The sequence below is a fragment of the Kitasatospora sp. NPDC007106 genome, assembly GCF_040634455.1.
In the GTDB taxonomy this organism is placed as follows: Bacteria; Actinomycetota; Actinomycetes; order Streptomycetales; family Streptomycetaceae; genus Kitasatospora; species Kitasatospora arboriphila.
The window spans coordinates 1-6,524 of the sequence record NZ_JBEYFP010000330.1; the positions used below are offsets into that span (position 1 = coordinate 1).

At 74.3% G+C, this 6,524-nt stretch carries 6 protein-coding genes and 1 pseudogene; 3 read left to right on the top strand and 4 right to left on the bottom strand.

Annotated elements, in window-relative coordinates; all coding sequences use genetic code 11:
• A pseudogene (locus ABZ641_RS22415) lies at positions 1-753 on the bottom strand (hypothetical protein); the annotation flags it as partial.
• 157 nt (positions 754-910) lie between these two features.
• Between ABZ641_RS22415 and ABZ641_RS22420 the strand changes: the two are divergent.
• Positions 911-2,038 (top strand): molybdopterin-dependent oxidoreductase, encoded by a 1,128-nt coding sequence (locus ABZ641_RS22420; protein ID WP_344626489.1) that lies wholly within the window; start codon positions 911-913, stop codon positions 2,036-2,038.
• Entirely contained in the window at positions 2,038-2,493 is a 456-nt protein-coding gene (locus ABZ641_RS22425) for a hypothetical protein (RefSeq protein WP_359984277.1), read from the top strand. The genes ABZ641_RS22420 and ABZ641_RS22425 overlap by 1 nt, the downstream gene beginning before the upstream one ends.
• On the opposite strand, the gene ABZ641_RS22430 is transcribed toward ABZ641_RS22425, so the two are convergent.
• Both ABZ641_RS22430 and ABZ641_RS22435 read right to left on the bottom strand, forming a co-directional pair.
• Complete coding sequence (locus ABZ641_RS22430; RefSeq protein ID WP_359984279.1) at positions 2,438-3,313, bottom strand: S-methyl-5'-thioadenosine phosphorylase; 876 nt, start codon at positions 3,311-3,313, stop codon at positions 2,438-2,440. The two genes, ABZ641_RS22425 and ABZ641_RS22430, sit on opposite strands and share 56 nt — an antisense overlap.
• Positions 3,314-3,445: 132 nt before the next feature.
• Positions 3,446-4,297 (bottom strand): class I SAM-dependent methyltransferase, encoded by an 852-nt coding sequence (locus tag ABZ641_RS22435; protein WP_344626488.1) that lies wholly within the window; start codon positions 4,295-4,297, stop codon positions 3,446-3,448.
• A 59-nt stretch (positions 4,298-4,356) separates the two neighbouring features.
• On the opposite strand from ABZ641_RS22435, the gene ABZ641_RS22440 reads away from it, so the two are divergent.
• Positions 4,357-5,028: a helix-turn-helix transcriptional regulator gene (locus tag ABZ641_RS22440; protein ID WP_359984282.1), complete on the top strand. Its 672-nt coding sequence runs from the start codon at positions 4,357-4,359 to the stop codon at positions 5,026-5,028.
• A gap of 78 nt (positions 5,029-5,106) precedes the next feature.
• On the opposite strand, the gene ABZ641_RS22445 is transcribed toward ABZ641_RS22440, so the two are convergent.
• Positions 5,107-6,492, bottom strand: coding sequence for an alpha-amylase family protein (locus tag ABZ641_RS22445; RefSeq protein ID WP_344626487.1), 1,386 nt, complete (start codon positions 6,490-6,492; stop codon positions 5,107-5,109).
• Positions 6,493-6,524: the final 32 nt, after the last annotated feature.

A 6,524-nucleotide genomic window follows, 5' to 3' on the forward strand; every position in this document is an offset into this window, starting at 1 on the left:
GGCGACCGCCGCGCCGGCCAGCACCCCACCGCCCAGCGGACGCCCGCGGGCGACCAGGCCCAGCCCCGCGACCAGCAGCAGGGCACCGAGCGTGTCGACGTGCGCGTCGTTCACCGCCCACACCGTGATCCCGGGGCACCACCCCCACACCGCGGCCCGGCGACTTCCCCGCCCCGAGAGCAGCAGCACACCGGTCGTGGCGACCGCCAGCAGCGCCCCCGCCCCCTGCACCCCGCGCACCCCGCCGCCGAACGGGTGCACGACGAGGAACCACGCCTCGGCGACCGGCGGGTAGATCGTGTGCACGGCCGGCCGGTTGATCCTGGTGCAGTCCCCGGCCGCCGTCCGCCGCTCGTCCCAGCCCCGACAGCCGTCCCCGGCGGGGAACAGACCGCCGTCCCGCAACCCCGCGAGCACCGGATCGTCCGGCGCGAACGCGTACGGCGAGATCCCCGCCGCCTGCACCCGCCCGTCCCACACGTACCGGTAGGCGTCGTCACTGGTGCGCGGCGGCGCCAGCAGCCCCGCCGCGGCGACGAGAACGCTCCCCGCCAGCACCAGCGGCGCCGCCCGACGGGCCGGCACCCGCCGCAGCAGCACCAGGGCGAGCGCGAACAGCGCGGCGTCGAGCGCGTACCAGCCGTACAGCGCCGTCCGCTCGCCCAGCGTTCCGCCGACGGTCACGGTCAGGGCCAGGGCCGCCACCAGGGCGGCGAGGGCGAGCACACAGGGCAGTCCGGTCCGGGTCGTCACGGGCCCACCCTGCCAGCCGGCACCCGCGCGCCGGCCGCGGCGCAGCCGCCGTTCGGATTCCGTAAGCACGTCGTACCTCCTTCCGGACGCCCCGGAGCGCTTCGATGAAGGGGTGGAATCCAAGCCCTCCGGCGGCCCCCGCCGATTCGACCCCGCCCTGCCGCCGCCCGCGTTCCTGCGCCGCGGCCCCTTCCGGCCCGGTGCGTTCCGCTCTCCCCTGCACGAGCCGCGCACGACGGTCGTCCTCGGCCGATGGCTCGGCGCCGCACTGCTGGTCTGCTTCCTGACCGGGCTCGCCAGCCATCTGCTCCAGGACCCGCCGGCCTGGCTGTCCGGCGCGCTGCCGGCCCGCCCGGCGAACGGCTACCGCGTCACCCAGGGCCTGCACGTGATCAGCGGCATCGCTGCGATCCCCCTCGCAGGGGCGAAGCTCTGGGCGGTCTACCCGAGGCTCTTCGAATGGCCGCCGGCCCGCAGCGTGCTCCACGCACTGGAACGGCTGGGCATCGCCGTGCTGGTCGCCGCGGTGCTGCTGGAGCTGTTCACCGGGCTCCTCAACACGCTGCAGTGGTACCCGTGGCCGTTCCCCTTCCGGCAGACCCACTTCTGGCTGGGCTGGCTGGCGACCGGGGGCCTGCTGGTCCACCTCGCCGTCAAGGCCCCGCTGATCGCCCGGAACTGGCGCCGGCCCAGCACCCCGCTGCCCGGCCGGCGCGCCTTCCTGGCCTCGGTGACCGCGGCCACCGGGCTGGTCACCCTCACCACGGCCGGCCAGAGCGTGCCCTGGCTGCGGCGCCTCGACCTGCTGGCGCCGCGCCGCCCCGACATCGGCAGCCAGGGCCTGCCGGTCAACCGCACCGCGGCCCAGGCCGGCGCCCTGACCGTACCCGCCGACTGGCGGTTGGAGGTCGTCGGCCCACGGCCCTACCGGCTCACCCTCGCCGAACTCGGCCGGCTCCCCCAGTACGAGGCCGTGCTGCCGATCGCCTGTGTGGAGGGCTGGAGCGCGAGCGCCCGCTGGGGCGGCGTCCGGATCACCGAGCTGCTCGCCCGGGCCGGCGCGCCCGCCGGCTCCGCCGTCCGCGTCACCTCGCTGGAGGCCGACGGCCCCTACCGGGTCATGGAGATGCCGCCGCAGTACGCCGACGACCCGCTCACGTTGCTGGCGCTGCGCGTCAACGGCGCCACCCTGAACCCGGACCACGGCTTCCCCGCGCGGATCGTCGCACCGAACCGGCCGGGCGTGCTGCAGACCAAGTGGGTCGCCCGGATCGAGGTGCTCTGATGGCTGCCTGGCTCCGGGGCACCGCCCTCGCCGCCGGCCTGGCGATGATCGGCTTCGGCGTGTACGGCATGCTGACCGACGCGTACATCACCGCACCACTGGACGTCCTGGTGTGGGCGGTCGGCGGTCTCCTGCTCCACGACGGCCTGTGGGTGCCGCTGCTCTGCCTCGTCGGTGCGTACCTGGCCCGCGGTCCGGTGCTGCGCGGCTGGCTGACCGTCACCGCCGCGGTCACGGCGGTCGGCCTGCCCGCCGTGCTGCGCGCCGGGGACGACCACGGCAACCCCTCGCTGCTGCCGCTGCCCTACCTGCGCAACTGGCTGCTGGTGCTGGCCGCCACCGCCCTCGTCGCCCTGGCCGTCGGGCTGGTGCGGCGGTGGCGGCACGGGACCGGCCCGGTCAGGCGCCCGGCAGCCCGGGAGGAGCGCCCGGCACCCCCGGAAGACCGGTCGTGAGACCGTCGAGCGCGCGGGCGCACGGGCACGCGCGCTCGACCGGCAGCAGCTCGACCGCCTTGAAGAGCACCGTCCGCAGCCGCTCCACGTTCCGTGCGAACTCCGCGAGCACCTCGGTGTGGGTGACGCCGGCACCGCTCTCCACACCCGCGTCGAGGTCGGTCACCAGCGCGATCGAGGTGTAGCAGAGCCCGAGTTCGCGGGCGAGGACCGCCTCCGGGTGGCCGGTCATGCCGACCACCGACCAGCCGTTGGCGGAGAACCAGCGGGACTCGGCCCGGGTGGAGAAACGCGGGCCCTCGATCACCACCATGGTTCCGCCGTCCACCGCCTCCCAGGCCGCACCGGCCGCGGCCGCCAGGGCGGAGCCGCGCCCGTGCGGGCAGTACGGGTCCGCCGCCGACACGTGCACCACCTCCGGCACCGAGCCGTCCGGCAGCGGCTGCCCGTCGTAGTACGTCTGCACCCGGCCGGAGGTGCGGTCGACGAACTGGTCCGGCACCACCAGCGTCCCGGGGCCCAGTTCGGGCCGCAGACCGCCGACCGCGCACGGCCCGAGCACCTGCCGCACGCCGAGCGAGTGCAGGGCCCACAGGTTCGCCCGGTAGTCGATCCGGTGCGGCGGCAGCCGGTGCCCCCGACCGTGCCGCGGCAGGAAGGCGACCCGCCGGCCCGCCACCTCCCCCACCGACAGCACGTCGCTCGGCTCGCCGTAGGGCGTGGCCACCCGCACCTCGGTCACGTCCGCCAGCAGCTCGTAGAGCCCGGAGCCGCCGATCACACCGATCTCGGCGGTGGGCCGTTCCTGAATGTCCGTCACGCGATTCGTCCTTCCCGGTCGACGTGCCGCCACTGTAGGAGCGGAGACCGGGCCGGACGGCGGTGCGCGACCTTACGGTTCACGAACGCCACCCCGCCGCCCGCCGCCCGCCGCCCGACGGGCGGCGGGCCTTCAGGCGCGTACCGCGGTGATCAGCCAGGTGGCCGACGGGTACAGCACGCCGTCGGACGTCTCGTGGGCGCGGAGCGTCGTCCACAGGTCGGCCAGCGCCCGTGCGCGACCGGAGTCGTCCAGGTCGGCCAGCATCCAGCCGAGCCGCGCGCTGACGAACCGGTGGGCGTCGGCGGCGTCCGCCCCGAAGTGCATGGGCGCGGTGAGCGCCTCGACGCGCGGCTCGGCGAACCCGGCGCCGGTGAGCAGGCGGCGCACCCGGGCGGGGTCGGACAGCGAGAACGGGCCGGGCCCGTCGGGAGGCGGTCCCGGCATGTCCCGGCCCGCCGCCATGGCCGTCGTCAGGGCGACGAACCACTCGTTGGACTGCCGTGCCTGCCAGACCAGTTGCACGAACCGCCCGCCCGGCCGCAGGGCACGGGCGATCGTGGCGAACGCGGCGGCGTGATCGGCGAAGAACATCGTCCCGGTGCGGCTGACGACGAGGTCGAACTCCCCCGGCGGGAACGGGTGGATCTGGGCATCGGCCTGCTCGAACCCGACGTTGGCGAGCCCCTGCTCCGCCGCCCTGCGCCGGGCGATCCGCAGCATCGCCGCGGACAGGTCGACGCCGAGCCCCCGGCCCGCCGCGGCCCGGCGCGCAACCTCGCAGGTGATCTCGCCGGCCCCGCACCCGACGTCGAGCACGCGGTCCGCCGGGCGGACCGCCGCGGCCTCCAGGAGGGGGGTCCGATAGCCGCGCAGCGAACGGTCGAAGCGGTCCGCGTGCTCGGCCCAGAAGGCCCCCTCGTCGCCGTCCCAGGCCCGGGCCTGCTCGGCGTTCGACGGGTCCACATGCAGCGTCCCGGTCATCTCGACCACCGCCCTATACTCCCTATGGGACTGTTCCGGTCTAACCCCGAGGGGTCGCGATGTCAAGGGAACCCGCACTCACCACGACCTCCTACGCCGTCCTCGGACTGCTCGCGGTACGCCCGTGGAGCACCTACGAACTCGCCCGCCAGATGGACCGCAGCCTGGGCCGGATCTGGCCCAGGGCGGCGAGCAAGATCTACGAGGAACCGAAGAAGCTGGTCCGCCACGGTCTGGCCAGGGCCGAACCGGGCTCCGTCGGACGGCGCCCGCGCACCGTCTACGCCATCACCCCCGAGGGCCGCGACGCGCTCACCGACTGGCTCGGCGAGCCCGGCGCCGGCCCGGTCCTGGAGTCGGAACAGCTCCTGAAGGTCTTCTTCGCCGAGTCCGGCAGCACCGCCGACACCCTGGCCACCCTGCACGCCGCCCGCGCCTGGGCCGTCGAACGCAACCGGGACAACCTCGCCGCCGCCCGCGCCTACGCCGCCGGCGAGGGCCCCTTCCCGGAGCGAGCCGCGCAGACAATGCTGGTCGGCCGCTTCCTCACCGACTACTACCGGCTGGTCGCCGAGTGGGCCGACTGGGCCGCCGCAGCCGTCGAACGGTGGCCGGAGGAACCCCGCGACGCGACCGCCGACCCGGACCAGCTGACGGAGACGGTCCGGCGGGCCGGTTGGAGCGCAGCCGAGGACGGCCCGGCCCCGCCGCCTGCCCCGCCGGCCGGCTGACCACCAGGGGCCCGGGACGGCGGTGCGGGCCCCGCCGGGAGGACCGCGGAGCCCGCACCACCACGCCCGGCCCCGGCGTCAGTTGCCGGCGCCCACGTACAGCGCGATCGCGTCACCCGCGCCGACCGTGGCCGTGAAGGTGCCGTTGGCCGCGACGGTGTAGCGGGTGCCGTTGCAGCCTCCGCCGCTGCTCGGGTCGGCGTGCTGGACGTCGCAGTAGCTGCCGGCCGGGAGCGAGGTCTGGAAGGTCCGGGTGATCGGGCCGGTCTCGTGGTTGATCGCCACGTAGCCCTTGCTGCCGCGGCCGAAGGCGATCGCGTTGCCGCCGTTGGACCACCAGTTGGTCACCGCGGTGCCGTTCACGGCGTTGCGGAAGCCCACCATGTTGGCGATCTGGCGCCACTCGTGCTGGCACTTCCAGCCGTTCTGGTAGCACGCGGTGACGGTGCCGCCGTTCGGCGGGCCGGCGTCGATGTCGCTGAACTCGTACCCGGAGTAGACGTTCGGCGATCCGTACGGCCAGGCCAGCAGGTAGACGTTGGCGAGGGTGTAGGTGTTGCCGTACTTGTAGTTGAGGGTCGAGCCGTTCCGCTCGGTGTCCCAGTTGTCGGTGAAGGTGCGGGAGTTGCCGCTGGGCAGGTAGCCGGCGCCCCAGGAGTCGTTCCAGTTGCTGAGGTAGGCGAGCTTCTCGTTGGTGAAGATCCGCTTGAGGTCGTAGGCGCCCATGAAGGCGTCGACGTCGCCGGTGCCGGTGTACTCGCCGGGCTGGACGGCCTCGCCGGCGGCGTAGATGACCTCCTGGGCCCAGTAGATGCCCGGGTTGGTCAGCTTGGCCTTGATGGCGGAGAGGTCGGCGGCCGCGATGTGCTTGGCGGCGTCGATGCGGAAGCCGTCCACGCCCTTGGCGATCAGGCCGTTGAGGTAGCCGGCGATGGTGGAACGCACGTAGTCGCTGCCGGTGTCGAGGTCGGAGAGGCCGGACAGCTCGCAGTTCTGCACGTTGGCACGGTCCGCGTAGTTGCTGATGTTGCTGCGGCAGGAGTGGAAGTCCCAGTCCTGGTAGTAACCGGGGTAGGTGTACTTGGAGTACACCGTGCCGCCGGTGCCCGTGCCGCTGCCCGCACTCATGTGGTTGACGACCGCGTCCACGACGACCTTCACGCCTGCCGCGTGGCAGGTGTTGACCATGGCGGTGAACGCGTTGGCGTCGCCCAGCCTGCCGGCGATCTTGTAGCTGACGGGCTGGTAGGAGGTCCACCACTGGCCGCCCTGGACGTGCTCCTGCGGCGGCGACACCTCCACGTAGCCGTACCCCTTGGGGCCGAGGAAGTTGGTGCACTCCTTGGCGACCGAGGCGTACGACCACTCGAAGAGCGTGGCGGTGACGGTCTTGGTGCCGGGGGTGCTCGCCTGCGCCGCGGTCGGGCAGCCGACCAGGCCGGTGCCGGCGGTGAGGACGGCCAGCGCCGCGGCGGTGGCGGCGCGCCGGGCGCGGC